This window comes from Mucilaginibacter jinjuensis, assembly GCF_028596025.1.
Classification (GTDB): Bacteria; Bacteroidota; Bacteroidia; order Sphingobacteriales; family Sphingobacteriaceae; genus Mucilaginibacter; species Mucilaginibacter jinjuensis.
The window spans coordinates 4491404-4517484 of sequence record NZ_CP117167.1; the positions used below are offsets into that span (position 1 = coordinate 4491404).

Annotated in this window: 21 protein-coding genes; 7 read left to right on the plus strand and 14 right to left on the minus strand. The window is 41.2% G+C overall.

Annotation, left to right across the window (positions count from 1 at the left end):
• Positions 1-55: 55 nt before the first annotated feature.
• Positions 56-1609 carry an ArnT family glycosyltransferase gene (locus tag PQO05_RS19465; RefSeq protein WP_273629109.1) on the plus strand — a complete coding sequence of 518 codons (1554 nt, stop codon included), beginning with the start codon at positions 56-58 and terminating at the stop codon, positions 1607-1609.
• A 101-nt stretch (positions 1610-1710) separates the two neighbouring features.
• Positions 1711-2082 (plus strand): DMT family protein, encoded by a 372-nt coding sequence (locus PQO05_RS19470; RefSeq protein ID WP_273629110.1) that lies wholly within the window; start codon positions 1711-1713, stop codon positions 2080-2082.
• Between the two features lie 263 nt (positions 2083-2345).
• On the opposite strand, the gene PQO05_RS19475 is transcribed toward PQO05_RS19470, so the two are convergent.
• From PQO05_RS19475 to PQO05_RS19515, 9 genes are all read right to left on the minus strand, one after another.
• The gene (locus PQO05_RS19475; RefSeq protein ID WP_273629111.1) at positions 2346-3707 is read right to left on the minus strand and encodes a pyridoxal-phosphate dependent enzyme; all 1362 of its coding nucleotides are present in this window, start codon (positions 3705-3707) and stop codon (positions 2346-2348) included.
• Positions 3708-3789: 82 nt separating this feature from the next.
• Complete coding sequence (locus PQO05_RS19480; protein ID WP_273629112.1) at positions 3790-4650, minus strand: AMP nucleosidase; 861 nt, start codon at positions 4648-4650, stop codon at positions 3790-3792.
• A 241-nt stretch (positions 4651-4891) separates the two neighbouring features.
• Entirely contained in the window at positions 4892-6130 is a 1239-nt protein-coding gene (gene clpX, locus PQO05_RS19485; protein WP_273629113.1) for an ATP-dependent Clp protease ATP-binding subunit ClpX, read from the minus strand.
• A gap of 112 nt (positions 6131-6242) precedes the next feature.
• Entirely contained in the window at positions 6243-6962 is a 720-nt protein-coding gene (gene clpP, locus PQO05_RS19490; protein ID WP_074488351.1) for an ATP-dependent Clp endopeptidase proteolytic subunit ClpP, read from the minus strand.
• Positions 6963-7196: 234 nt separating this feature from the next.
• Positions 7197-8552, minus strand: coding sequence for a trigger factor (gene tig, locus PQO05_RS19495; RefSeq protein ID WP_273629114.1), 1356 nt, complete (start codon positions 8550-8552; stop codon positions 7197-7199).
• A gap of 288 nt (positions 8553-8840) precedes the next feature.
• Positions 8841-9563, minus strand: coding sequence for a head GIN domain-containing protein (locus tag PQO05_RS19500; protein ID WP_273629115.1), 723 nt, complete (start codon positions 9561-9563; stop codon positions 8841-8843).
• A 118-nt stretch (positions 9564-9681) separates the two neighbouring features.
• Positions 9682-10281 (minus strand): GIN domain-containing protein, encoded by a 600-nt coding sequence (locus tag PQO05_RS19505; protein ID WP_273629116.1) that lies wholly within the window; start codon positions 10279-10281, stop codon positions 9682-9684.
• 169 nt (positions 10282-10450) lie between these two features.
• Positions 10451-12343 carry a RecQ family ATP-dependent DNA helicase gene (locus tag PQO05_RS19510; protein WP_273629117.1) on the minus strand — a complete coding sequence of 631 codons (1893 nt, stop codon included), beginning with the start codon at positions 12341-12343 and terminating at the stop codon, positions 10451-10453.
• A gap of 44 nt (positions 12344-12387) precedes the next feature.
• On the minus strand, positions 12388-13533 hold the full coding sequence (locus PQO05_RS19515) for an alpha/beta hydrolase (RefSeq protein WP_273629118.1): 1146 nt from the start codon (positions 13531-13533) through the stop codon (positions 12388-12390).
• Between the two features lie 345 nt (positions 13534-13878).
• Here PQO05_RS19515 and PQO05_RS19520 point away from each other — a divergent pair, with 345 nt between their 5' ends.
• From PQO05_RS19520 to PQO05_RS19530, 3 genes are read left to right on the plus strand one after another with little or no spacing between them, the layout of a single operon-like run.
• The gene (locus PQO05_RS19520; protein ID WP_273629119.1) at positions 13879-16905 is read left to right on the plus strand and encodes a SusC/RagA family TonB-linked outer membrane protein; all 3027 of its coding nucleotides are present in this window, start codon (positions 13879-13881) and stop codon (positions 16903-16905) included.
• A gap of 18 nt (positions 16906-16923) precedes the next feature.
• Positions 16924-18513, plus strand: a complete 1590-nt coding sequence (locus PQO05_RS19525) for a RagB/SusD family nutrient uptake outer membrane protein (protein WP_273629120.1) — start codon at positions 16924-16926, stop codon at positions 18511-18513.
• 51 nt (positions 18514-18564) lie between these two features.
• Entirely contained in the window at positions 18565-19596 is a 1032-nt protein-coding gene (locus PQO05_RS19530; protein ID WP_273629121.1) for a SusE domain-containing protein, read from the plus strand.
• Between the two features lie 372 nt (positions 19597-19968).
• Here PQO05_RS19530 and PQO05_RS19535 read toward each other — a convergent pair whose 3' ends face one another.
• The gene (locus PQO05_RS19535; RefSeq protein ID WP_273629122.1) at positions 19969-21255 is read right to left on the minus strand and encodes a citrate synthase; all 1287 of its coding nucleotides are present in this window, start codon (positions 21253-21255) and stop codon (positions 19969-19971) included.
• A gap of 230 nt (positions 21256-21485) precedes the next feature.
• Positions 21486-22733: an ABC transporter permease gene (locus PQO05_RS19540; RefSeq protein ID WP_273629123.1), complete on the minus strand. Its 1248-nt coding sequence runs from the start codon at positions 22731-22733 to the stop codon at positions 21486-21488.
• 157 nt (positions 22734-22890) lie between these two features.
• Here PQO05_RS19540 and queA point away from each other — a divergent pair, with 157 nt between their 5' ends.
• Positions 22891-23940, plus strand: coding sequence for a tRNA preQ1(34) S-adenosylmethionine ribosyltransferase-isomerase QueA (gene queA / locus PQO05_RS19545; RefSeq protein WP_273629124.1), 1050 nt, complete (start codon positions 22891-22893; stop codon positions 23938-23940).
• 261 nt (positions 23941-24201) lie between these two features.
• Positions 24202-24924, plus strand: coding sequence for a 2-C-methyl-D-erythritol 4-phosphate cytidylyltransferase (locus tag PQO05_RS19550; protein ID WP_273629125.1), 723 nt, complete (start codon positions 24202-24204; stop codon positions 24922-24924).
• Between the two features lie 25 nt (positions 24925-24949).
• Here the strand turns inward: PQO05_RS19550 and PQO05_RS19555 are convergent, their stop codons facing one another.
• From PQO05_RS19555 to PQO05_RS19565, 3 genes are all read right to left on the minus strand, one after another.
• A complete protein-coding gene (locus PQO05_RS19555) occupies positions 24950-25096 on the minus strand; it encodes a lmo0937 family membrane protein (protein WP_174314695.1) in 147 nt (48 codons plus the stop codon).
• Positions 25097-25215: 119 nt separating this feature from the next.
• A complete protein-coding gene (locus PQO05_RS19560; protein WP_002996718.1) occupies positions 25216-25437 on the minus strand; it encodes a DUF2795 domain-containing protein in 222 nt (73 codons plus the stop codon).
• A 94-nt stretch (positions 25438-25531) separates the two neighbouring features.
• Positions 25532-26080, minus strand: a complete 549-nt coding sequence (locus PQO05_RS19565) for a cob(I)yrinic acid a,c-diamide adenosyltransferase (protein WP_273629126.1) — start codon at positions 26078-26080, stop codon at positions 25532-25534.
• Position 26081: the final 1 nt, after the last annotated feature.

The following is a 26081-nucleotide window of genomic DNA, read 5'->3' on the forward strand; positions in this document are numbered from 1 at the left end:
CAATTATCTAAATACGGATTTCTTAATTAACTTTAGCTCGAACCAATAAAGCCAGATGCCATACAGAAACCTCAAGCCAACGTACGGAAACTTCATTTTAATTTTTGTAGGGATCAAGATCCTCTTCAATCTGCTTGCCATCTCGCACTTTGGTTTTCACCGGGATGAGTTGCTGCATCTGGCCTTAGGCGATCATCTGGACTGGGGGTATAAAGAAGTCCCGCCGTTCATTGCTTTCCTGGCAGGTATTGTAAATCATGTATTCGGCAGTTCGTTAGTGGCAGCACGTGTTTTCCCTACGCTGTTTGCAGCCATGATGGTTTGGTTTACCGGCAAACTGGTAGTAGAATTTGGCGGCCGACGCTTAGCTATTACAATTGCCTGCTTAACATTGATATTTTCCCCCGCTTTTGCAGCAAGTGATTACCTTTTTCAACCCGTAATATTCGATCAGTTTTGGTGGCTGGTAACGGTTTGCCTGCTGGTTAAATACCTGCATACCCGCAATGTTAACTATATGTACCTGCTTGGTGTAGCTGTTGGTTTGGGTATCCTCACCAAATACACCATGGTATTTTTTGTGGTGGCTTTGGTTATCGGTTTGCTCATCAGCAAACAGCGTAAAGTACTTTGGAGTAAGCCTTTTTTAATTAGTGCGTTGATAGCGTTTATCATCGTGCTGCCTAACTTTATCTGGCAGTTAACACACCACATGCCGGTATTTACCCACATGTCTACCCTGCAAAAATATCAGCTTGATAAAAATGACCCGTTCGATTTTATTAAGCAACAGTTCCTGGTGCATGGCGTAGGTTTATTTGTGTGGGCAATTGGTTTGCTTTGTCTGTTTGGTTCTTATAAGCTGCGTAAATACATGTTTTTAGGTATAGCTTATTTAGTTGTGTTCGCCTTCTTATTAAAAATGAATGGCAAAGCCTATTACCTGTTCCCTGCATACCCCATGCTGTTTGCTGCCGGTGCTTATATGATAGAGCGTTGGGTAAAAACAAGCTGGAGAATTTTGCGAGGGGCAATTATTGTGTTTCTTACCTTGCCTAACTTGATCTTTTTCCCCATTGTATTGCCATTTTTAACATTGAATGAAACTTTAGCTTACACTAAATGGGCTATGGAGAAAATGCCTGCCCTAAACTTCATTGTAACCTGGGAAGATAAAAAACAACATCCGCTTACCCAGGATTATGCTGACATGTTAAGCTGGGAAGAAATGGTAGCCAAAACAGCCAAAATATACTTCAGTCTAACGCCCGAAGAGCAGGCGCATACCATCATTTTTGCTGATAATTATGGCGAAGGCGGTGCTTTCCAGCACTTCGGCCCAAAATATCATTTGCCAAGTATAATATGCCTTAACAGTAGTTTCGCACTGTGGGCTCCTGCCACTATGGCTCCAAAAAATATTATTTACGTGAGTGATGATAAAGATGTAAGTGACCTGAAACCTGTATCAGCCAGTATTGAATTAAAAGATGAAATAACCGATCCCTTAGCACGCGAATATGGCACCGGCATTTTCCTGCTTAAAGGCATGAAACCAGCGATTACTAAAATTTATGAGCAAAGTTTGAAACAAAAGCTATCAGAATGAATTTGATAATTAGCTAATTCGGCAATTTGTTGATTTGTCAATGCTTAGCTAAACAAATAATTCTGCAAATTCATTAATTCTATAAATTCTGGTTCAAAACAATGCGCGGACTAAAAACTATTATATTCTTAATCATCTCCAATACCTTCATGACCTTTGCCTGGTACGGGCACTTAAAATTCAAGGAATATTCGTGGGGCAAAAACTTAGGCCTCGTTTCAGTAATTCTCATTAGCTGGGGATTAGCTTTTTTCGAATACATGTTCCAGGTACCGGCCAATAAAGCAGGTTTTAAAGGTGATGGCGGACCGTATAGCCTTGTACAGCTTAAAACTATACAGGAAGCCATTACACTAACCGTTTTCATGATTTTCACCACTGTATTCTTCAAAACAGAGCGCCTGGGCTGGAACCATTTGGTTGGTTTTGGGCTGATTGTTTTGGCGGTGTTTGTGATATTTAAGAAATGGTAGGGCTTCAATTTGGCAATTCGGCAATTTGTTGATTTGTCAATGGCCTTTTATTTTGACATTGCGAGGAATGTAACGACAGCCTGTCCCGATGGTAATCGGGATGGCAATCTCGTAGCCATACAGATCGAATAAGCATTAGCTACGAGATTGCCACGCTATCGCTCGCAATGACAAAAATGGGTAAACAAAAAAAGGTGTTACACTTTCGCTTAACACCTTTCTTGTCCTTTATCCTTAATCCAAAAGTCTTTCAGTCCAACAACCTATCCCGCCATTGCGTTGATAATATCATACTGGGTAATAATCTCAATTTTACCGTGATCATCTTCTACCAATACTGCAATGTTTTCGCGGTTAATCATGGATGAAATTTTATCTATCGAGGTATTCAAATCAACAAACGGGAATGGCGTTGTGGTAATGGTTTTTACCGGGGCCGATTTTAGTGCGCCGTTTTCTAACAGGGCATCTAAAATATCACTCTCCGTAATTTTACCAATCACCATACCTTGTTGTGTTACCGGGATTTGTGAGATATTAAGCGTTTTAATGGTGTTTATAGCCTCCAGAACGGTTTTCTCTGAGTCGATGGTAACAATCTCTGACGTTTCTTTTTTCTTGATAATATCGCGTGCTGTTAGCTTTTCGTCTTTCAGGAAACCACGTTCGCGCAACCAGTCTTCGTTGTACATTTTGCCCAAATAGCGGGTACCGTGATCCGGGAAAATAATAACCACCACATCGCCTTCTTTAAACATATCCTTCATTTGTAGCACACCTGCAACTGCCGAACCTGTAGAGTTACCTACAAAGATACCTTCGCGCAGGGCAACCTCACGGGTCATCAAGGCAGCATCTTTATCGGTTACTTTCTCGAAGTGATCTATAAGGCTGAAATCAACGTTTTGCGGAAGAAAATCTTCGCCAATACCTTCAGTGATATATGGGTAGATCTCGTCCTTATCAAAAATACCGGTCTCTTTATATTTCTTAAATACCGAACCATAAGTATCGATACCCAGAACCTTAATGTTAGGGTTCTTTTCTTTTAAATACTTAGCTGTACCAGAAATGGTACCCCCTGTACCCACACCTGCTACCAGGTGAGTAATTTTACCTTCTGTCTGTTCCCAAATCTCCGGACCGGTTTGCTCGTAATGCGCAGCCGAATTCGACAGGTTATCGTACTGGTTTGGTTTCCAAGAATTAGGCACCTCACGCTCCAAACGTGATGATACAGAATAATAAGAACGTGCATCCTCGGGATCAACGTTGGTTGGGCATACAATAACCTCGGCACCAAAAGCGCGTAAAGCGTCAAATTTTTCTTTCGATTGCTTATCTGTGCTGGTAAAAATACACTTGTAGCCTTTAATTACAGCTGCAATAGCCAAACCCATACCGGTGTTGCCAGATGTACCCTCGATGATGGTGCCCCCGGGTTTCAAACGGCCGTCGCGCTCGGCATCTTCTATCATTTTAAGGGCCATACGGTCCTTAATAGAATTGCCGGGGTTGGTTGTTTCGATCTTAGCCAAAACAGTAGCCGGTATATCCTTTGTAATTTTGTTAAGCTTAACCATCGGCGTATTGCCAATGGTTTCGAGTATATTATTGTACCACATAATTAGTGCAAAGGTGCAAATAGGCATTGAATAATCAATACCTATTTACCTAAAAGTATATTAAAATGATAGACTTAGTATCTTAGAATTTTAAGTGCTTCACAGTAAGCCCGTTGTTGATCAACTGTTTCAATGATTCGATACCGATCTTCAAATGTGTTTCCACATAACTCTCGGTTACTTTCGAGTCACTTTCTGCAGTCTTCACCCCTTCCGGGATCATCGGCTGATCTGATACCAGTAGCAACGCCCCAGTCGGGATCTTATTAGCGAAACCTGTAGTAAATATAGTTGCTGTTTCCATATCTACAGCCATGGCACGCAGGGTTTTCAGATATTTCTTAAATTCTTTATCATGTTCCCAAACGCGGCGGTTGGTGGTATAGCAGGTACCTGTCCAGTAATCCTTACCAAAATCGCGCATGGTGGTTGATATTGCTTTTTGCAATGCGAAAGCTGGTAGCGCAGGCACTTCTGCCGGCAGGTAATCGTTTGATGTACCTTCGCCCCTGATGGCCGCGATTGGCAGGATCAGGTCGCCTACGTTATTCTTCTTTTTCAAACCACCGCATTTACCTAAAAATATAACTGCTTTGGGTTTAATGGCGGTTAGCAGATCCATTACAGTTGCTGCTACCGAGCTTCCCATACCAAAGTTGATGATAGTGATGCCGTTAGCCGTAACGCTTTGCATGGGTTTATCCAGGCCCATAATTGGTGCATCGTTATTCCAGGTAGAGAATAACTGCAGGTACTTTGAAAAATTAGTCAGGATAATGTACTGTCCAAAATCACTCAGCGGGCGGCCGGTATAACGTGGCAACCAATTGGCTACAATTGATTCTTTTGTTTTTAAGCCTGCTTTAACTGGTGATTGAACTTCTTTAACCTGGTTGGTTTGTTCTTCAATTGGATTCTTTTTTGCTTCGATTTCTTCGTTCATATTGCCTCTTTTAACATTGCCTCTCACCATGAGAGGTCTTTTTAACCTACAATGCCCTCTCTTGGGGAGAAGGCCAATTTATCAATAAAGATAAGTTTATTTTGAGTGCCTGTAAGGGCTTGTTTGAAAAGTTAATTTGCGGGAAACACTAACTTTTTATACAACAAACCCCGGTGCTTTTGACACCAGGGCTGCTTGTAATGTTTACAAATATACTAAATATATTCGGTATTTTATCAACCTAAGCTACTTTCAGCTTTTTAAGGTCCGACTTTTCAAACTTCTCGTGTGCGTAATCAAGCGTAACGTTCAGGCGTTTCACATCTTTTTGAGATGGGAACTCAAACATCGCATCAATCATGATAGCCTCACAAATTGAGCGTAAACCACGTGCACCTAACTTAAATTCCATTGCTTTATCAACGATGAAATCAAGCACATCTGTTTCAAACTCCAATTTAACACCTTCGTATTCAAACAATTTTTTGTATTGTTTCAACAGCGAGTTTTTAGGCTCGGTTAAAATATTCTGCAATGCATCACGGTCAAGCGGGTTCAAGTAAGTAAGGATTGGCAAACGACCGATCAACTCAGGAATCAAACCAAAAGATTTTAAATCCTGTGGTGTGATGTACTTGTAAAGGTTTTTCATGTCAACCTCGCCATCGTCGTGCTTTAACTTGTAACCTACTGTTTGGGTACGTAAACGGTTGGCAATCTTACGATCAATACCGTCGAACGCGCCACCGCAAATAAACAGGATGTTGCTGGTATTCACCGTAATCATTTTTTGATCCGGGTGTTTACGGCCACCTTGTGGTGGTACGTTTACCATGGTACCTTCCAGTATCTTCAAAAGCGCTTGTTGCACGCCCTCGCCAGATACATCGCGGGTAATAGAGGCATTATCGCTCTTGCGGGCAATTTTATCAACCTCATCTATATATACTATGCCTTTTTCGGCAGCTGTAACGTCATAATCTGCGGCTTGCAGCAAACGGGTAAGTATACTTTCCACGTCTTCGCCTACATAACCGGCTTCGGTAAGTACGGTAGCATCGCAAATACAAAACGGTACGTTTAATACTTTTGCAATGGTTTTTGCCAGTAAAGTTTTACCTGTACCGGTCTCGCCAACCATAATGATGTTCGATTTTTCAATCTCAACTTCATCTTTTTCTATGCGTTGGTTTAAGCGTTTGTAGTGGTTATAAACCGCTACAGACAATATCTTTTTAGCATCGTCCTGGCCTATTACATACTCATCCAGGTGAGATTTAATCTCGGCCGGTTTAAGCATAGTAGGTGCAGCAGGCGAAGCCTTTACTTTACGTACTTTAAGTTCCTCAGCTAAAATTTCATTGGCCTGGTTAACGCATTTATCACAAATGTGTGCATCAAGCCCCGCTATCAGCATCAGGGAATCCTGTTTACCGGCGCCACAAAATGAACACCTGATTTCCTTGCTGTTCTTATTCATCTGAATTGGTTTTATATCAAAAATAATTAATCCCCGTCACAATCGCAACTTCACGCTATAACAATAACATTAAACTGCAAAAGCAGCTTAATGTTATTAATTATTTTATTTTTTATTTCTCGTGTGCGCCACGTAAAATCTCATCAACCATACCAAATTCTTTTGCTTCTTCAGCAATCATCCAATGGTCGCGGTCTGATGCATCCCAAACTTTTTGGTAAGGTGCACCACTGTGTTTAGAGATAATTTCGTACAACTCAACTTTCAGTTTCTGAATTTCGCGAGCTGTGATCTCGATATCAGAAGCCTGGCCTTGTGCACCACCCAGTGGTTGGTGAATCATTACGCGTGAGTGAGGTAAAGCAGCGCGTTTGCCATCGGCACCGGCACATAATAGTACAGCAGCCATAGAAGCAGCCATGCCTGTACAAATAGTAGCCACATCGTTTGATACAAATTGCATGGTATCATAGATACCTAAACCTGCATAAACCGATCCACCTGGTGAGTTAATGTAGATCTGGATATCGCGTTTAGCATCTGCAGACTGTAAAAACAGTAATTGTGCCTGGATAATGTTGGCAATGTTTTCATAAATGGCATCACCTAAAAAGATGATACGGTCCATCATTAAACGAGAGAAAACGTCCATTTGTGCTACATTCAGTTGACGTTCCTCGATGATGTAAGGAGTCATGTCAACCGGGCGGTGAATAGCGGTAGGCATCATTTTATGCTCAACGCTCGATATAAATTTATCTACAAACAGGCTGTTAATACGGTGGTGTTTAACGGCGTATTTTCTGAACTCGTCTTTATTAATATTATTCATAAATCTGTGATTAAGTAATTACTGTTAATACTGGTAAATATAGTTTTTAGGCCGACAGTTTAATAACCGCCTGCCCATTTTTACATAATTATTAAGCGCTTGTTTGTATTTGTGCCACACAGGCGAAATCGAACAATAAACGCAGCGCTTAAAACTAAGTTTTTTATAAAAAATAAAAGCAACCAGGGGTTACCCTGGTTGCTTTTATGGTGTTATACTATTTTTAAGGTTTGCTTATGCTTCTGCAAGCTCAGAAAACTCTTTAAATGTGATGTCCTTTTTGTTTAAAGTGATAATGCCTTTCAGGTAATCTAACACTTTAATAGCTTTTGCCTCTTCGAACATGCGGTTAGCATTTTCTTTATCCTGTAAAAATTGTACAGTGTATTGTGCTAGTTGCTCTTCAGGAAGCGGTTGCGGGCTATACATGCGGAACTGTGCATCAAGCTGGCGTTTTGCTTGTTCAAAAACTTCTTTGTACTCGATCTTCAAATCATTGTTGGTCACAATTTTATTGGTGATCAAAGTCCATTTTAAGTTTTTAGCAAAATCATCGTAACCACCTGCTAACTCTTCGTCAGTTAATTTTTCGTTGGTTGCTTTTAACCAGCGTTTTAAAAACTCATCAGGCAATTCAAATTTAATTTTCTCGATGCTGTAGTTATAAAGGTCGTTTTGCAGTTTACGATCTGCATCCTGCACCATCATGCTTTCCAGCTCTTCGGTAATCTTAGCTCTGAATTGCTCTTCGGTAGTTACATCAGTACCTTCACCAAATATTTTATCAAAGAACGCCTGATCCAGGTCGCTTTCATCTAAACGGTTAACATTTTTAACAGTTAGGCTGAAGTTAGATTTCAGATCAGCAGCTGCATCTTCTTCGATCTTTAACAGACCGGCAATTTTTGCAGCATCATTGTTATATGCTTTTTGAATATCAAATTCAACAACATCACCTTTCTTTAAACCAATCAGTGATGCTTTAATTTTTTCATCCTGGATTTGCTCGATACGAACAGAAGCAGTTTGTGTAATACCACCTTCAAAAACAGAACCATCTGGTGAAAGCTGCGCTAAATCGCCATAAAGAACGTCACCATCTGCCGATACGTCAGGATTTGTCATCTTTCCATAGCTACGACGCAGGTTTTTGATACGAGAGTCTAACGTTTCGTCATCAACTTTGATAACGTATTGGTCTAACTTATCATCTTTAGAAAATTCAACGCTAAATTCCGGAGCCAAACCTACTTCGTAGTTAAACTCAAATTTGTCATTAAAATCCCAGTTATATTCAACCTTATCATCAACTTTAGGTAATGGCTGGCCCAATACTTCCAGTTTTTCTTCGGTTAAGTAGTTGTTTAATGTATCTGATAACAGGTTATTGATCTCATCAAGCAAAATGCTTTTACCATACATTCTTTTTACGTGAGATGTTGGCACCATACCTGGACGAAATCCTGGAATTTTAGCCTTCTTAGCCTGTTCTTTTATCGCTTTTTCAACACGTGGCTGGTAATCTTCAGGATTAAGGTTAATGGAGATAACAGCATTAAGCTTACCTGTTTTTTCCTGTGAGATGTTCATCTTATTAAAGGAGTTTTGTTTTTTAATTTATCTCTGCTGCCAAATGCAGTCAGTTTTTCGAGGCGCAAAAATAAGGATTTTTTTGGAGAATTCGGACAATTTTGATTTCGGATTTCGCATGTCCGATTTCGGAATTGGTTAACACGTAATAAACAAGAACGTCATTGCGAGGTACGAAGCAATCGCGAACTTTACAGAGCGGCTCTGCATATTGGGGATTGCTTCGTTCCTCGCAATGACGCGTTTGATGATTAATTCCGAAATCGAAAATCCGATATCCGAACTCCCTTAATCAACCTTCGTCAATTTCGAAGCGCCTGATTTTTCATTCTGGATATTAGCCGGGTTGCCTTTATATTTAATATCTGAGGCACCCATTGTGCTAACTTTTAAACTTTTTAGTACGTTAATTTCGCAGTTGCTGGCACCTGTGGTACTCAGGTCGTAATCGCCAACTACAAAATCAAAGGCATGTAACTTGCCGCTGCCGGTGAAGCTACTTTTTGCTGCAGCCGCCTGGCCGGTTAAAAAGAGCTCGTTAGCGCCGCTGCCATCAACAGAGAAATCGGCGGCGTTTAAATTCAGTGTAATTTTGTTACCGCCAGATAGAGACAATCTTAAATTATCAGTATTGATTTTACCGTCGCTATTTAACTCAATTGCACCATCTGCAGATAGTGATTCGAGCCTGCCTACACCGATGTTAATGGTGATGGGGCCTTTAGAACAAAAGTTCTTTTTAGAGTAAATGTGCAATTTGCCGCCGCTTACACCTGTTCTGATATATTTTAACAGGTTATCATCGGCAGTAATTTTAACGCCCATGCTGCTATCCTGTTTAAGTACTACATTAAAAGCACCCTGAATTTCTATGCTTTTAAAATCGCCAAACTTGCGGGTTTCTGTATTTTCATTGCCCGAGCCTTTAATACAATTGTTTCTGCACGCAGAGAGTGTACACAACAAGGCAATGGCCATTATAAATGAAGGGATTACTATTAGCTTTTTCATGATGATTGTTTAGTGTTTAGACCAGTGATTGTGAGCCCAAGTTACACCAAAAATAAAAAAAGCCATCAATTTTTGATGGCTGTGAACATATATAATGAACTTTTTTGCAAGTGTTTTCTTATAAACCGGCTACTTGTTCTGCTTTTGCAAAGCCATCGGAGCTTACTTTACGAACCATGTTGGTGGCTACAAATTTGGTGCTGTTTACTGTGGCAGACTGGTTGTATTTTAAGTTACAATCGTTTACAGTACCTGTTAAGTTGGCAGTAGCCTGATCGTTTACATTGATGTTTGCACTGTAAGCTTCCATTTCAAGGTTAGCGGCTGCGCGGTTGTAAAGGTTAACTTCCAGGTTAATGCTGTTTAATTTGCCGAATGATTTTACTGAAGCATTATCATAAGCGGTGATGCTTTGTAATTCGGCTGCGGTTACCCAAATCACCAATTTTTCTTTTTTGTATGATGCGATGCGTAACACGCCGTTTTGGTTTTGTACAAAAGCATTTTCGCTGTAGTATTTATCGTATACTTTTACATTATCGGTTGTGCCATCTGATACGTATAATTCAACGTTACCGCGAACATCTATTTTGTTGATATGTTTTACATCTGTTAATACGGTGCTGGTGCTGCTGCTATGAGTTGCTGCGAATGTGTTTGTGCTGGTTGCTAATGCTAATGATAACACTGCTGCAATGGTTAAGATTTGAGTTTTCATATTATGTAATGTTTTGATGATCTGTTAATTGTAATAGCCTCTGTGCTAATTACGATAATAAGACGCACCCATTTTTAAAACGTTACAGCCTCCGTTACCCAATAAGGCATCTAATATGTAAACAGGCAGTTTTACCCGGTGAACGGGTTAATTTTATCGGCGAAATCCCCTATAAATAATACACATCGCCGTTGGTTTTTACCTTCCCGGCATCTAATAACAGCCTGATGGCGGCCAGTTTTTCGTTTTGGTGATTACCGTTGAGCGCGGTAATCAGCTGATCGAGGGTTAAGGGTGATGTGGTAAGCTGCTGAATGATCTCTGTAGCGAGGTTTTCGGCTATTTCCTGACGGTTGTTTTGGCGTTTCTCTTGCAGGCATATATCGCAGAGGCTGCATTTGGGCGCATCATACTCATCAAAATAAGCTAACAATAACTGACTGCGGCATTTCTGGGCTTCGGTATAATGAAACACGGCTTCCATTTTATCGCGGTACAGCTGCTTGCGCTCATTAATATAGTTAATGCTGATGAGCATATTAGCACCGGTTTGCCGGGGCTTTAAATAAGTGATCTGTGGTTTATCGGTTTGAGGGAGATAATTGAGCACACCAAAATCCTGCAACTGGTTCAGGTTATCGATGATCATCTGCACCGTGGTACCCGTTCGTTTGGAGATATCGAATTCGCGGATATTAATATAGTGGTCGAATGCACCACCATAAGACCTCAGCAATACCTTAATAAAAGGATCCCATGCCGGGTTTTGGATCTGGAAGTTATACAGCTGCTCATTCATTACCTCGAAACGGAAACGTGATGGCAGAAATACACTCTCGTTAACAGACAGGTATTCATCCTGCTCCAGAAACTTCAAGGCATTTAAAGTTTTGATGGCATCGAGCTTAAACTTGCTGCAAAAATCTTTCAGGTCGAAATCAAAACTCAGCCCCTCGCCTGCACCGTAGGCCAGTTGAAAGTAATTAGCTAGGTAATGGTATACCTGCTTCATTTCTTCGAGGGTTGGGTAACTGGCCTCAAATTTTTTCTCCATCAGCACCTTATCGGCACTATTATATAGGAGTACGGCGTAGGCACGCTTCTCATCCCGACCAGCCCTGCCTGCTTCCTGGTAATACGCTTCCAGGCTCTCGGGCAGATCGCGGTGGATCACAAACCTTACATCCGGCTTATCAATCCCCATTCCGAAAGCATTGGTGGCTACCATTATATTGGTAAGGTTATTTTTCCAGTTGTTCTGTTTGGATGATCTTAGGTCTGACGATAAACCGGCGTGATAATAATCGGCACGTAAACCATTCTGATTTAAAAATTGCGCCAGCTCAAAAGTGTCTTTACGGCTGCGTACATATATAATGCCGCTGCCTTTGGCACCACGGGCAACCTGCAACATCCGGCGGAGTTTATTCTCCTCATATTCTACCAGGTAACTGATATTTTTACGTTCGAAACTTTGCTGAAACGTAACTGCATTTCGCAATTGCAGCTTCTCAATAATATCAATCTTAACATTTACCGTGGCGGTTGCCGTAAGCGCCAGTATAGGTACTTGCGGATGCAGGTTGCGCAGCTCGGCAATATGTAGGTATGACGGACGGAAATCGTAACCCCATTGCGAGATACAATGCGCTTCATCAACCGCAATGAGGTTTACCCTCATATACTTGATACGTTCCTGCACCAACTCAGACAATAAACGCTCGGGTGAGAGGTATAGAAACTTTACATCGCCGTAAATACAATTATCTAATGCCAGATCAATTTCCCGCCTGCTCATGCCTGATACAATAGATATGGCGTTAATCCCTTTAGCACGCAGGTTCTCTACCTGGTCTTTCATCAAGGCAATCAATGGAGAGATCACCAGACAAATACCATCCATCGCCATAGCAGGCACCTGGAAGCAAACCGACTTACCACCACCTGTAGGCAATAAAGCCAGCGCATCCTTGCCATCCAGCACGGCAGAAATAATTTCCTCCTGCAGCGGGCGAAAGTGTTGATGGTTCCAGTATTGCTTTAAAATTTCTTGTATCGTCATTATTGCGGGTGACAAAGCCTGCTAATATCGCAAATTATCGGCTTCTACTTAAATCCTTCCACCAGCCAGCTATAAAACGCAGGGAAATCGCCATTCCATTGTTTCTCGTTATGTTGAGCTCCTTTTATAATAACGGTTGGTGTACTTACTTTGTTGATGCCTTTAGCCTGCATCAGCTCTGCCATCTTTTGCATATCGGCTACCATATCATCGCTTTCAGCATCTCCACATACAAAATAGAAACGGGCCTTGGCATTTACTTTTTGTTTTTGGGCGAAATCATAAATAGGCGGCGCTATCCAGAATGCCGGTGAGAAAATACCCGCCTGTCCGAATACTTCACGATATTTTAATTCGGCATACATAGAGATCAATCCTCCCATCGAGCTGCCTGCAATTGCTGTGTGTCCGGCATCAGTAAGCGTTTTATAATGTTGATCTATATAAGGCTTCAACGTTTTTACCAGAAATTCCACATAAGCATCACCCTGGCCTTTGCCATATTTAGAATCGTAGGGGTTGTATTCACTAATGCGGTAATCGCCGCCATGATCTATACCTATAATAATACACTGGTCTTTTTCGGGCACTTTATCCATCAGTTCATCAACGCCCCATTCGCCGTAACCCGAAGTATAATTATCAAACAGGTTTTGACCATCGTGCATGTAAAGCACCGGGTACTTACGTTTAGTGGTTTCATAATCTTTGGGCAGGTAGATCCATACCCGGCGTTGCCTGCTCAGTTGCGGCATATCAAAATGTTCACTAATAATATGTACCTGTGCTGTGGCTGTGTGCTGTTTCTCTGCTTTAGGGAAGTTATCCTGCCAGGCTGCCGCAGTAATATTAATGGTAGTATCCTTCTTCAAATAAATTTGCCTGTTAGTTAGGCCATTTCCCGTGGCATCGCATTCAACAGTTTCCCAACTGCCGCGGGTTACCTTAAACTCGTATAAGCCAGGTTTTAACCGGGTTGTTAGCCGGTAAGTACCCTCACTTATTTGCTGCAATTTAAAAGCAGTATCTGCCGCCTGCCAACTATTAAAACTGCCTGCCAAATAAAGCTTGCTTTCCGCTCCATTTTTGGCAGCCGGCGCATGCAGGTTAAAGGTGATTTTGGGCTGTGCCGTAATCAAAAAAGTTTGCGCGAAAAGCAAAAACGCGCAGAAAAAATATTTTTTTTTCATTATTAATTGTATGATGAACATTTAATTTACCGGGAACGTTCCCGGTAACGTTTACGTAAAAGTAAAATTGCCAATTGTGTAATTTTGACACCAGTTTTTTTTATAATCCTTATTTAGTTCAAAATAAGCCCGAAAATAAGTCTTTGTTTTAAAAACTTACGCCCCTATCAATATTTCCTTAAAGTTAAAATTAGACAATAAAAAGTATTGATAATTATCTTATATATAAAATTTGCAAATATTAGTTCTTGCTGTAAATTAGTCGCATGCTGTTTTAGCATAAAACAAATAAACCAATTTCGGCCTTCAATAGCCTTAATTTTTAACAGAAAAAAACTAAACTAAATGGGAAAAACCTACTCAAAAAAGTATGTGCTTCTTTTTGCGTTCCTAATGCTTTCTATTATGGCATTTGCGCAATCCGGAAGCATCAGCGGTAAGATTGTTGATGAACACAATCAACCCCTACCCGGTGCAACAGTAACTATTAACGGCACCACCAACGGGGCCGCTGCTGACGCCGACGGTAATTATGTAATTAAAAACATAAAAGCCGGCACATATACTTTAACCGCAAAATTTGTTGGTTACGAAGCCGGAGTAAAAACAGTAACCGTAAACGGCGCCACAACTGCATCGTTCGGTCTGTTACCAAGCACTAAATCATTAAACGAGGTTGTGGTTATCGGTTACGGTACACAAACACGTAAAGAAGTTACAGGCGCTATTTCAACTGTAGGTTCAAAAGACTTCCAGACAGGCACCGTTACCTCGCCCGATCAATTGATACAAGGTAAAGTAGCCGGTGTATCTATTACTACAACCGGTGGTCAGCCAGGTGCTGGTAGCACCATCCGTATCCGCCAGGGTGCATCATTAAACGCCAGCAATGAGCCTTTAATTGTAATTGATGGTGTGCCATTGGCTCCGGGCAGAAACCCTGACGGAACTTCAAGAATTGCCGGTGTTGGTGACCCGATCAGCTTAATTGATCCTAACGATATCGAAAGCTTTACCATCCTTAAGGATGCGGCTTCAACTGCTATCTACGGTTCACGTGCATCAAACGGTGTAATTATCATTACTACCAAAAAAGGCACAAGTGGTACCCCTACTATCAATTTCAGCTCGCAAAACTCAATTGCTACAGCAACACAAAAATTAGACCTGCTATCCGGCGATCAGATCAGAGCTTATGTAAATGCTAATGGTAATGCCGCCGCTAAAGCGCTTTTAGGTACTGCCAATACTAACTGGCAGGATGAAATTTATCAAAATGCATTTGCAAGTAATGATAACCTGAGCATTTCTGGTTCAACCAAACACATGCCTTACCGCGTTTCTGTTGGTTACCTTAGCCAGGATGGTATTTTAAAAACCGACCATATCGACCGTACTTCTGGTGCTGTTAGATTAAGCCCACGCTTTTTTAACGATGACCTTAAAATTGATGTAAACTTAAACGGTACTTACCAGGATAGCCGCTTTGCTAATCAGGATGCTATCGGCGCTGCCGTAGCTTTCGATCCAACTCAACCCGTTTATAATTCAAAATCAAAATATAACGGTTATACCGAGTTTTATGATGCCAACAACCTGTTAAATCCTAACGCCCCGCGTAACCCGGTTGGTTTATTAGAGGATAAACACAATGATGGCGACGCTTACAGAACTTACGGTAACGTTACCGCCGATTATCGTTTTCACTTTTTACCGCAATTACATGCTAACGTTAACTTAGGTTATGATTTGGCTAAAGGCGGCGGCAGTACTTACGTACCTGCAAATGCAGCACAATCTTTTAGCAACGGTAACCCAAATAACCTTTTCAATACAGGCGGTTTGAGTTCAGAATATCATCAAAAAACCTATAACTCGGTTTTTGAAGGTTATTTAAACTACAACAACACCTTTAAAGATATTAAGAGTAATATTAACGCTACAGCAGGTTATGGTTATTACGATTTCCGTACCGTTAACCGCAACTTTGCAAGCTATACAGCAGCCGGAGTTCTTGTAGATGGTTCTACCCCTACTTACCCTTACGGCGAAAACCGCTATACTTTAGAATCGTACTATGGCCGTTTAATTTACACTTACAATAGCAAATATATTTTAGCAGGATCTATCCGTACAGATGGTTCATCAAGATTTTCTCCCGAAAACCGTTGGGGTGTATTCCCTTCTGCAGCATTTACCTGGCGCATGAGCGACGAAGACTTTTTGAAAGGTTCAAAAACTTTGTCTGACTTGAAAATGCGCTTAAGCTATGGTGTAACCGGCCAGCAAGACGGTATTGATTATTATCGTTATATCCCATCTTATTACCTGAGTGATAACACTTCTAAATATCAATTTGGCAATGGTGGAAATAGCCTTTATAACATGTATACACCAAATGCTTATGATACCAGCTTAAAATGGGAACAAACAACTGCTTATAACGCCGGTTTTGATTACGGTTTCTTAAACCAGCGCATTAGCGGTAGCATTGATTTTTACTACAAGAAAACTAAAGATCTGCTTTCGCAGGTATACTTGCCGGTTGGTACCAACTTTACCAACTTAATTACAACCAACGTTGGTAACACCGAAACAAAAGGTGTTGAGTTTACCATTAATGCTATCCCTGTTAAAACCAAAGATTTTACCTGGAGCTTTAACTATAACGTAGCTTATAACAACAATAAAATTACCAACCTTAGCTTAGTACCGGGTGTACAAAATGTAACAATAGCTACCGGTTCTATTTCGGGTGCTACAGGCACTACCGTGCAAGAGCATGCTGTTGGTTATGCACCATACTCGTTCTATGTTTACAAACAAGTATATGGCGCTAACGGCAAACCACTTGAAGGTGTTTACGCCGATTTAAATGGCGATGGTATTATTAATGATAGCGACCGTTATTTATACAAAAGCCCTGCCCCTAAAGTTACTATGGGCTTCTCAACCGAGTTCGATTATAAAAAATGGAGCTTGAGCACTGTATTACGTGCCAGTTTGGGCAACTACGTATATAACAATACAGCTTCTAACCTGGGTACCAGCCGTAACATTATTACAACAGTGGGTACAATTGGTAATGCCAGCACAGATTATTACAACACCTTATTTACCAACAACCAATACTTATCTGATTATTACGTGCAAAATGCTTCGTTTTTACGTATGGATAACTTAGGCTTAGGTTACAACTTTGGCCATATTACCAGCAACAAGCATTTAACGTTACGCTTAAATGCCAACGTACAAAACGTATTTGTGATCACTAAATTCACAGGTATAGATCCGGAGATCTATAACGGTATTGACAATAAATTCTATCCACGTCCACGTACCTATACTTTAGGATTTAACCTGGGCTTTTAATTTAACGACACAAGAGAGATGAAAAATAATCTGATTAAAACTTTTATACTCGCAGCCCTGCTTACAGGTGGTTTAACCTCCTGCAAAAAAGAGCTGAACCGGGAACCAATTAATACGGCCACTGCCGATAATGTATACAGCACAGCTACGGGTTACAAACAATCATTAGCTAAAGTATACGGTGCGTATGCCTTAACAGGCAGCACCGGTTCAGGAAGCTCTGATCTGGGTGGTATTGATGCCGGTACTTCCGACTTTTTACGCCTTTACTGGAACGCACAGGAATTACCTACCGATGAGGCCATCTGCGCCTGGAACGATGTAGGCTTGCACGACTTCCATGATATGAACTGGACATCGGGCAACACTTTCCTGAATGGTTTATACACCCGCTGCGTATACCAGATCACGGTAGCCAACTCATTTATCGCACAATCAACTGATGATAAAATAGCTGCACGTGGCTTTACAGGTGCAGATGCAGATAACATACGCCATTACCGTGCTGAAGCCCGTTTTTTACGCGCTTTTCAATACTGGGTACTGATGGATTTATTTGCTAACCCACCATTTGTTGACGAGAACTCGCCTATTGGTAAAGTTTACCCTGCACAAATAAGCCGTGCCAGCCTGTTTGCGTATGTAGAGTCTGAATTAAAAGCAATTGATGGCTCATTAGTTGCGGCAAAAGCAAACGAATATGGCCGTGCTGATCAGGGTGCCGAATGGGCATTACTGGCTCGTTTATATTTAAATGCCGAAGTTTATTTAGGTAGCGGCAAGGGCCGCTATACCGATGCCGCAACTTATGCAGCAAAAGTAATTGGTGCAGGTTATACTTTAAATACAAACTACGCTAACCTCTTTAAGGCTGATAATAACCTGAATAATCCGGAAGTAATTTTATCTATCAACTATGATGGTGTTACCGGCCAAAATTATGGCGGTACAACCTTCCTGATCAACTCATGCTTAAACGCAGCTTTAAACCCTGCAGCTTATGGTGTAGCCGGTGGTGGTTGGGGTGGTAACCGTGCGGTAAGTACACTACCAGCAACTACATTCGGTGATTACAGCGGTAATACTGATAAACGCGCCATGTTTGCCGGACCAAAGATTGCTAATGACGATGAATCGACCTTTACTGATGGTCTTGCGGTAGTTAAATTTACCAATATGACTTCGGCAGGTGTAGCCGCACCATCGCCAAATGGTGTATTTACTTCAACAGATTTTCCATTGTTCCGCCTTGCGGAAATGTATCTGACTTATTCTGAAGCGTTGTTACGTGGCGGAACCGGTACAGCAGGCAGTGCGTTAGATGCTTATAATAAAGTACGTGCACGTGCTTATGGTAATACCAACGGTAATGTAACTTCGGTTGCACTAAACGACATCTTAGCCGAACGTAGCCGTGAGTTGTATTTTGAGGCAGTACGTCGTACAGACTTAATCCGTTTCGGTCAGTTTTATGGTGATAACTACAAATGGCCTTGGAAAGGTGGCGTGGCAGCAGGCCGTGCGGTTGAATCATTCCGTACCATTTACCCTATCCCTGCACCAGATTTGAGCGCTAACCCTAACTTGAAACAAAACCAAGGATATTAATAATTGCCGGCCGCTTAGGCGGCCGGTTAACCAATTTATATAACTCATTTTATGATGAAAAGATATTTACATACAGTTTTAGCAGCAGGCTGCGTTTCGCTGCTGATGCTGGCATCCTGCAAAAAGGATGAAACCAAACTTGTGGCCGACCCAGCCAACGCCAAAGGCGGCACACTTGCTGCATCGGCCAGTACATTGGTATTAACCAAGGCTACCGAAACTACTACAGCAGTTACTTTCACAGTTACACAACCAAGCTTTGGTTACCCTGCTGCCCCTACCAATACATTACAGCTTGATGTGAGCGGCGATAACTTTGCTGCTCCTAAAGAAGTTGTACTGGCTGCAAAAGCAGGCTCAGTAGTTTATACCGGTTTAGATTTTAATGCCCTTGCATTATCATTAAATATGAAAACCGGTGTTGCAGCGCCAATGCAGGTGCGTGTAAAATCACAGATCTCTACAGCAGTTGCGCCAGTATATTCAAATGTGGTAACGGTAACTGTTACGCCTTACCCATTAATATCTTATGTATACGTACCGGGCGCTTACCAGGGCTGGAATCCGGCTACTGCTGATAGCTTAAAATCGGCTACAGGTAATGGCGTATACACCGGTATTATCAACTTTGTAGGTACTGATCTTACTTATAAAATTACAACTGCCAAAAACTGGAACACTGCCTATGGCGATGCAGGTAGTGGCGCAGTAAGCACTACTGCCAGCAGTAACTTAACTGCACCGGCCGTTGGCAATACCCAACTGGTACTTGATGAGAACAAAAACACCCTGACCATGAAAGCATACCAGATCAGCATTATTGGTGACGGTGCACTTGGTTGGGATGCCGGCGACGATATTGACATGACCTTTAACAATGGCACCCAGACCTGGAGCGGCACTGCTACATTAAAGGCTTCGGGCAGTATTAAATTCAGGTTAAACCACGCCTGGGATACCAGTTATGGTGGTGCCAATGGTGTAGCAAGTACTACCGCAGGCAATATTGCGATACCTGCCGATGGTAAATACCTGGTTACCTTTAGCGAGGCAACCCTTACTTATACCCTAACTAAACAATAAAATATTGATTAGGATTGTAGATTGATTGATTAAAAACCGCCTCCCTGAGAAGAGGCGGTTTTTTTGTAGGGAAAATTTGATAATAATTATAAAACCTAATTTGTCATCCAGTCCGAAGGACTCCTTTGGAGAGCTACAGCGAAGGATCTTCTTCAATTAATATTAATTCGTCGCTCCTACTCACTAATTCACAACTCAATAACTATTTTGGGCGTTTCCCTACGGGCCGGGCTTTACGTTCATACGCCTGCAGGCCTTACACACAGGCCGGTATCCACTTCAATCCCTAACGCAAACTTCAAGCATTGTAAATCCTTGCCACAAAAAAAGCCCGCTACTAAGCGGGCTTTCCATTTATATCATTAACAGCAATTATCTGCTGCTGATGTCTTTGTAATCTCTGTCGCTTACACCAACATAAATTTGACGAGGACGACCAATTGGCTCTTTATTAGTCTTCATCTCTTTCCATTGTGCAATCCAGCCTGGTAGGCGGCCTAAAGCGAATAATACGGTAAACATTTCGGTAGGGAAACCTAATGCACGGTAAATGATACCTGAGTAAAAATCAACGTTAGGATAAAGTTTACGCTCTACAAAGTATGGATCTTTCAGGGCTACTTCTTCCAGCTTTTTAGCAATCTCCAACACTTCATCGTTAACACCCAATTTTTCCAGGATATCGTCACATGCTTTTTTGATGATCTTGGCACGTGGGTCAAAGTTCTTATATACACGGTGACCGAAACCCATCAGGCGGAACGGATCATTTTTGTCTTTAGCTTTGGCAATCCATTTATCGGTATCACCACCATCAGCCTTAATTTTCTCAAGCATTTCAATCACCGCCTGGTTAGCACCACCGTGAAGTGGGCCCCAAAGTGCAGATATACCTGCCGAGATAGAAGCATAAAGGTTAGCATCAGACGAACCTACGATACGCACAGTTGAGGTAGAGCAGTTTTGCTCATGATCTGCGTGCAAGATCAGTAATTTATTCATGGCATCAACCACAACCGGATCTACCACATACTCTTCGGTAATTTCACCAAAGGTCATGTGCATAAAGTTGGTTACATAATCGTGCTTATTTTGCGGGTAAGTTACCGGGTGCCCTAATGACTTTTTGTGAATCCATGAAACCAGGGTACTCATTTTAGCAATCAGCTTAATGATCTCCAGGTTTACTTCTTCATTAGTTAAGCCCTGCTTAAGCGACTCGGGGTTAAAAGCGGCTAAAGCACCGATTAATGAAGAAAGTTGCCCCATTGGGTGCGATTTTGACGGGAAACCATCAAAAAATTTCTTCATATCCTCGTGTACCAGTGTGTGGCGGCTTATCTGGAATTCAAAATCTGCAAGCTGTTCTTTATTGGGTAGTTCGCCATAGATTAATAAGTAGGCAACCTCAATAAATGTTGATTTCTCGGCTAATTGTTCAATTGGGTAACCACGGTATTTAAGGATACCCAGTTCACCATCTAAAAAAGTGATAGCGCTTTTGGTAGCGCCGGTATTTTTATAACCAATATCTAAAGTAACATAACCGGTTTGGTCCCTAAGCTTCGAAATATCAATACCCTTTTCGTGCTCGGTACCCTCTATAACAGGAAGATCAATAACCTGATCACCAATTTTTAGCTGTGCATTTTCTGACATAGAAATATAGAAGTATAATTGTGTCTTACGCAAATGTAGTTTAAATCTGCGTATTATAAGCCGCTAAGGTAAGGTGTGTTTGTAAATTGTTTATGTATTTAACAACATTTTTTCGTCAAAAAGAGAGCTGGCGCTAATTAGCTAATTTGTCAATTCGGCAATTTGTCAATTAAAACTCCATTTACTGATGATTTTTCATTACCAAATTGACAAATTAGCTAATTGCCAAATTAATTCGATCTTATCGCTTCCACCGGATCAAGCTTTGAGGCAAAATAAGCCGGTACAATACCCGAGATGATACCGATAGCTACGGATGTACTTATACCAACTATGATATTTTTAATATCGAGTACAATCTTCATACCGATAGCAGCCTTTATACCTAATGTACCGAGGTAAACTAATCCGAGGCCTATAATCCCTCCCAAAAGGCATAACACAATAGCTTCTATCAAGAATTGCAGCAATATAAAGTAGTTTTTAGCACCCAGGGATTTCTGGATCCCGATAATCGGCGTACGCTCTTTAACTGACACGAACATAATATTGGCAATACCGAACCCGCCTACCAGTATCGAGAAGCTTCCGATAATTAACCCGGCAATATTAACAACAGCAAACAAGGTATCGAGCTGGTTAGAAAGTATGGTTGTTTTGTTGAGCGAGAAATCATCTTCTTGTTGTGGGCCAAGCCTGTGGATAGAGCGCATTAAGCCTTTCAATTCGCTTTCTACCTCCACATCAGTAAGTCCGGGTTTGCCTTTAACTACAATTTGAGGCCCGTATTTATCGCTTTGAATGTCCATTAAATTACGGGCAAAGTTCAATGGCACCTGGATTACCTTATCATCAGAGATCCCTAAAATATCATCGCCCTCTTTGGTGTATACGCCAATTATAGTAACGTATCGGCCCATAATTTTTATCTTCTTCCCTAAGCCATCTCCGCCCGGGAAAAGGTTATCAGCAACATCGGCACCAATAATGGCAACCGGTGCACCGGTTTTCGATTCCATATCGGTAAAGTAACGGCCTGTAGAAAAATCGAAGTTCCAGGTTTTATCATGGTCTTGCGATGCAGCCCAGATACTTACGCCCTGTATGGTATTACTGCCATATTTAACGGTACGGCCATCAACACTAACCTCATAAGAGATACCGTAAGCAGTTTGGCTGCGTCTTTGCAGTTCGGCAAAATCGCGCAGGCTTGGCGATGGGCGTTGCAGGTATTTCCACCACGGGAAATCTTCGCCGCCTATCCAGGGCCATTTTTGTACGTATATACTATTACTACCCAATTTATTAACACTTTGCTGCAGGTTGTTTCGCAGCGTATCAACCGCCGAAAATACAGCAATAATGGTAAAAATACCGATGGTTACACCCAGTAATGATAGCAGGGTGCGCAGCTTATTTTGCCTCAGTGCATCAAAGGCAAATAAAAAGCTCTCTCTAAATAGTTTTAAAAATATCATACTTTGTAACATTTAGACCGCGCCGCTGTTATTAGGTTACAGATTTAGAAAAATTTATTATCAGCCTTTTAAACCGTTGTAAACCAGTGCATTTTTTTAACATATAATATTACTTAATTATTTGTAAATTTGCGCGCTTAATTTATACCCGTATAAAATGAAATTATCCCAGTTTAAATTTAATTTACCAGAATCATTAGTAGCACATACACCTGCAGCAACTCGCGATGAGGCACGCTTAATGGTTTTACACCGCGATTCTGGTAAAATTGAACATAAAATATTTAAAGACGTTCTGGATTACTTCGACAATAAAGACGTAATGATCCTTAACAATACCAAAGTTTTCCCTGCCCGTATGTACGGTAACAAAGAGAAAACCGGTGCCACTATCGAAGTTTTCTTATTACGCGAATTAAACAAAGAGCTTAGATTATGGGACGTATTAGTTGACCCAGCCCGTAAAATCCGCGTTGGTAATAAACTTTACTTTGGCGATGACGATTTACTGGTTGCCGAGGTTGTTGATAACACAACTTCACGTGGCCGTACCATCCGCTTCCTGTTTGATGGTACTGACGAAGAATTCCGTCGCAACATTGAGATCCTGGGTGAAACACCGCTTCCAAAATACATTAAACGTAAAGCTACTGCCGAAGATAAAGAGCGCTACCAAACCATTTTCGCTAAAAACGAAGGTGCGGTTGCTGCCCCTACCGCTGGTTTACACTTTAGCCGCGAGCTAATGAAACGCCTTGAACTTAAAGGTGTTGAATTTGCTGAAGTTACTTTACACGTTGGTTTAGGAACCTTCCGTCCGGTTGAGGTTGAGGATTTAACCAAACACAAAATGGATTCTGAGCAATTCATTATTGAAGAAAAACAAGCTGCGATTGTAAACAGGGCTATTGAAGGTAAACATCGCGTTTGCGCCGTGGGTACTACTTCAATGCGTACTATCGAATCGGCCGTATCTGCTAACAAAACCTTAAAAGCGGCTAACGACTGGACCAGCAAGTTTATCTTCCCTCCTTACGATTTCAGCATTGCTAACTCAATGATCACCAACTTCCACACACCAGAATCAACATTATTAATGATGATCTCGGCATTTGGCGGCTACGAAAACGTAATGAACGCTTATGAAGTTGCTGTAAAAGAGAAATACCGTTTCTACAGCTACGGTGATGCTATGCTGATTATCTAATTTTAGATTTGAGATATTAGATGTGAGATTTGAGAATCTTGCATTTTTAAAACCGCCATTGTGTTCACAATGGCGGTTTTTTTGTTTTTATATACAAGCTTACTCCACTACGTCATGCCGAACTTGTTTCGGCACCCCACAGGACAGGTATAAACCTTGCTAAGTTCTCTTTGTATGTGGGTCCCCGAAACAAGTTCGGGATGACGACAATGGTAGATGAAAGCAGATTTTCCATAAATTAGCCCCATTAATACAACAGACTTGGAATCTCATATCTCAAATCTCACATCTCATATCTCATCTTACGTTATTATAGTTGCCGGCGGCACAGGCTCGCGCATGCAAAGCAGTGTACCCAAGCAATTTTTATTGTTGAACGGCAAGCCGGTGATGATGCATACCATCGAGGCGTTCCATAACAGCACCTGTAAGCCTAAAATTATAGTAGTACTTCATGTAGATTTTCACGAGTATTGGAGAGAGCTTTGTACCGAACATCGATTTGCTAACCCACACCAATTAATTAGTGGTGGCGCAACCCGGTTCCATTCGGTAAAAAACGGACTGGAAACTATACAGGATACAGACGCACTGGTTGCCGTACATGATGCTGTACGTCCACTTACTTCAACCAGGGTTATTGACGACGCCTACAACCAAGCTAAAGTAAAAGGCAACGCCATTGTAGCCGTTAAAAGCCGCGACTCTATCAGGCAGCTTAAAAACGGCATTTCACAACACTTGCACCGTGACGAGATTTACCTGGTACAAACCCCGCAAACCTTTCAGCTGGGTTTATTGAGAAAAGCTTATGAGCAATCTTTCGACAATACTTTTACTGACGATGCCAGTGTTGTTGAACGTTCGGGTGTTAAAATAAACCTGATAGAGGGCGACCATTCCAATATCAAGATTACCTTTCCCGAGGATATTGCCATTGCCGAGGTAATACAAAAAAAGCCGCTTAATACTAAGCAGCTTTAAAAACTATTAATCAGTATTTATTTGATCAGGCCCTGCGGATAACGCCTAACAGTAATGCTATAATTGCGATTACAAGCAATACGTGGATTAAACCGGTTGCCGAATAAACGAATACGCCTAATGCCCATCCAATAATCAGGATAACAGCGATGATGTAAAGTAAGCCTCTCATGAGTTTTAAAGTTTTAGTTTGATAGATAAATGTTACTTCATCAATAACCAAAACCACACCAAAAGGTTGTTATAAAATAAAAAAACCTTGTTTTCACAAGGTTTTTTATCTAAAGTAAATTAATATTCGTCTTCGTTAAAGAAGAAGTCATCCTTTGTAGGGTAATCAGGCCATATTTCTTCTATATTTTCATACGGTTCGCCATCGTCTTCAAGGGCCTGTAAGTTTTCAATAACTTCAACAGGTGCTCCTGAACGGATAGCATAATCAATTAATTCGTCTTTGGTTGCTGGCCATGGTGCATCCTCTAAATGCGATGCGAGTTCGAGTGTCCAATACATATATGCTATATTTTAGTTATCTATTTGAATTTTAATTTTTCGCAAAAGTATAATAATTTCTATCTGATTATCAAATTATTTTCAACAGTTATTTTCAAATTCTTGGTATCCATTCATTTTCAGGTATTTGATGCTCATATCCTATCTTTCGTGCCAGTACAAACAGGTAGTCGCTAAGCCTGTTTAGGTAAATATTAACCTTTTCATCTACCTCACTTTCGGTTGATAGTTCTACGCTTAAACGTTCGGCCCTGCGGCACACACAGCGGGCCACGTGACAGAACGATATGGCAGTACTACCACCGGGGAGTATAAAATGTTTAAGCTCGGGCAAAATTTCGTTCATTTTGTCCATTTCCTGCTCCAAAAGCTCAATATCTTCTACGTTCAAATCAGGAATAATCATTTTAGACCGTTCCGGATCTGCCGCCAGCGATGAACCGATGGTAAACAACCTGTCCTGTATTTCTTTCAACATATTTTTATCATGCTGAGTTATTTCCTGGTCGCGAATCAGTCCGATGTACGAATTCAATTCGTCAACCGTTCCATAACTTTCTATTCGGATATGGTGCTTGGGTACACGGGTACCTCCTATCAGGGAGGTAAAACCTTTGTCGCCCGTTTTGGTATATATCTTCATA

Coding starts and splice junctions, on each gene's coding strand:
- PQO05_RS19475 (WP_273629111.1), bottom strand. CDS start 3,707: ATGTGGTACAATAATATACTCGAAACCATTGGCAATACGCCGATGGTT.
- PQO05_RS19500 (WP_273629115.1), bottom strand. CDS start 9,563: ATGAAAAAGCTAATAGTAATCCCTTCATTTATAATGGCCATTGCCTTG.
- PQO05_RS19515 (WP_273629118.1), bottom strand. CDS start 13,533: ATGAAAAAAAAATATTTTTTCTGCGCGTTTTTGCTTTTCGCGCAAACT.
- PQO05_RS19530 (WP_273629121.1), top strand. CDS start 18,565: ATGATGAAAAGATATTTACATACAGTTTTAGCAGCAGGCTGCGTTTCG.
- PQO05_RS19470 (WP_273629110.1), top strand. CDS start 1,711: ATGCGCGGACTAAAAACTATTATATTCTTAATCATCTCCAATACCTTC.
- PQO05_RS19555 (WP_174314695.1), bottom strand. CDS start 25,096: ATGAGAGGCTTACTTTACATCATCGCTGTTATCCTGATTATTGGATGG.
- PQO05_RS19510 (WP_273629117.1), bottom strand. CDS start 12,343: ATGACGATACAAGAAATTTTAAAGCAATACTGGAACCATCAACACTTT.
- clpX (WP_273629113.1), bottom strand. CDS start 6,130: ATGAATAAGAACAGCAAGGAAATCAGGTGTTCATTTTGTGGCGCCGGT.
- PQO05_RS19520 (WP_273629119.1), top strand. CDS start 13,879: ATGGGAAAAACCTACTCAAAAAAGTATGTGCTTCTTTTTGCGTTCCTA.
- PQO05_RS19480 (WP_273629112.1), bottom strand. CDS start 4,650: ATGAACGAAGAAATCGAAGCAAAAAAGAATCCAATTGAAGAACAAACC.
- PQO05_RS19540 (WP_273629123.1), bottom strand. CDS start 22,733: ATGATATTTTTAAAACTATTTAGAGAGAGCTTTTTATTTGCCTTTGAT.
- clpP (WP_074488351.1), bottom strand. CDS start 6,962: ATGAATAATATTAATAAAGACGAGTTCAGAAAATACGCCGTTAAACAC.
- PQO05_RS19525 (WP_273629120.1), top strand. CDS start 16,924: ATGAAAAATAATCTGATTAAAACTTTTATACTCGCAGCCCTGCTTACA.
- PQO05_RS19505 (WP_273629116.1), bottom strand. CDS start 10,281: ATGAAAACTCAAATCTTAACCATTGCAGCAGTGTTATCATTAGCATTA.
- PQO05_RS19535 (WP_273629122.1), bottom strand. CDS start 21,255: ATGTCAGAAAATGCACAGCTAAAAATTGGTGATCAGGTTATTGATCTT.
- PQO05_RS19560 (WP_002996718.1), bottom strand. CDS start 25,437: ATGTATTGGACACTCGAACTCGCATCGCATTTAGAGGATGCACCATGG.
- queA (WP_273629124.1), top strand. CDS start 22,891: ATGAAATTATCCCAGTTTAAATTTAATTTACCAGAATCATTAGTAGCA.
- PQO05_RS19565 (WP_273629126.1), bottom strand. CDS start 26,080: ATGAAGATATATACCAAAACGGGCGACAAAGGTTTTACCTCCCTGATA.
- tig (WP_273629114.1), bottom strand. CDS start 8,552: ATGAACATCTCACAGGAAAAAACAGGTAAGCTTAATGCTGTTATCTCC.
- PQO05_RS19465 (WP_273629109.1), top strand. CDS start 56: ATGCCATACAGAAACCTCAAGCCAACGTACGGAAACTTCATTTTAATT.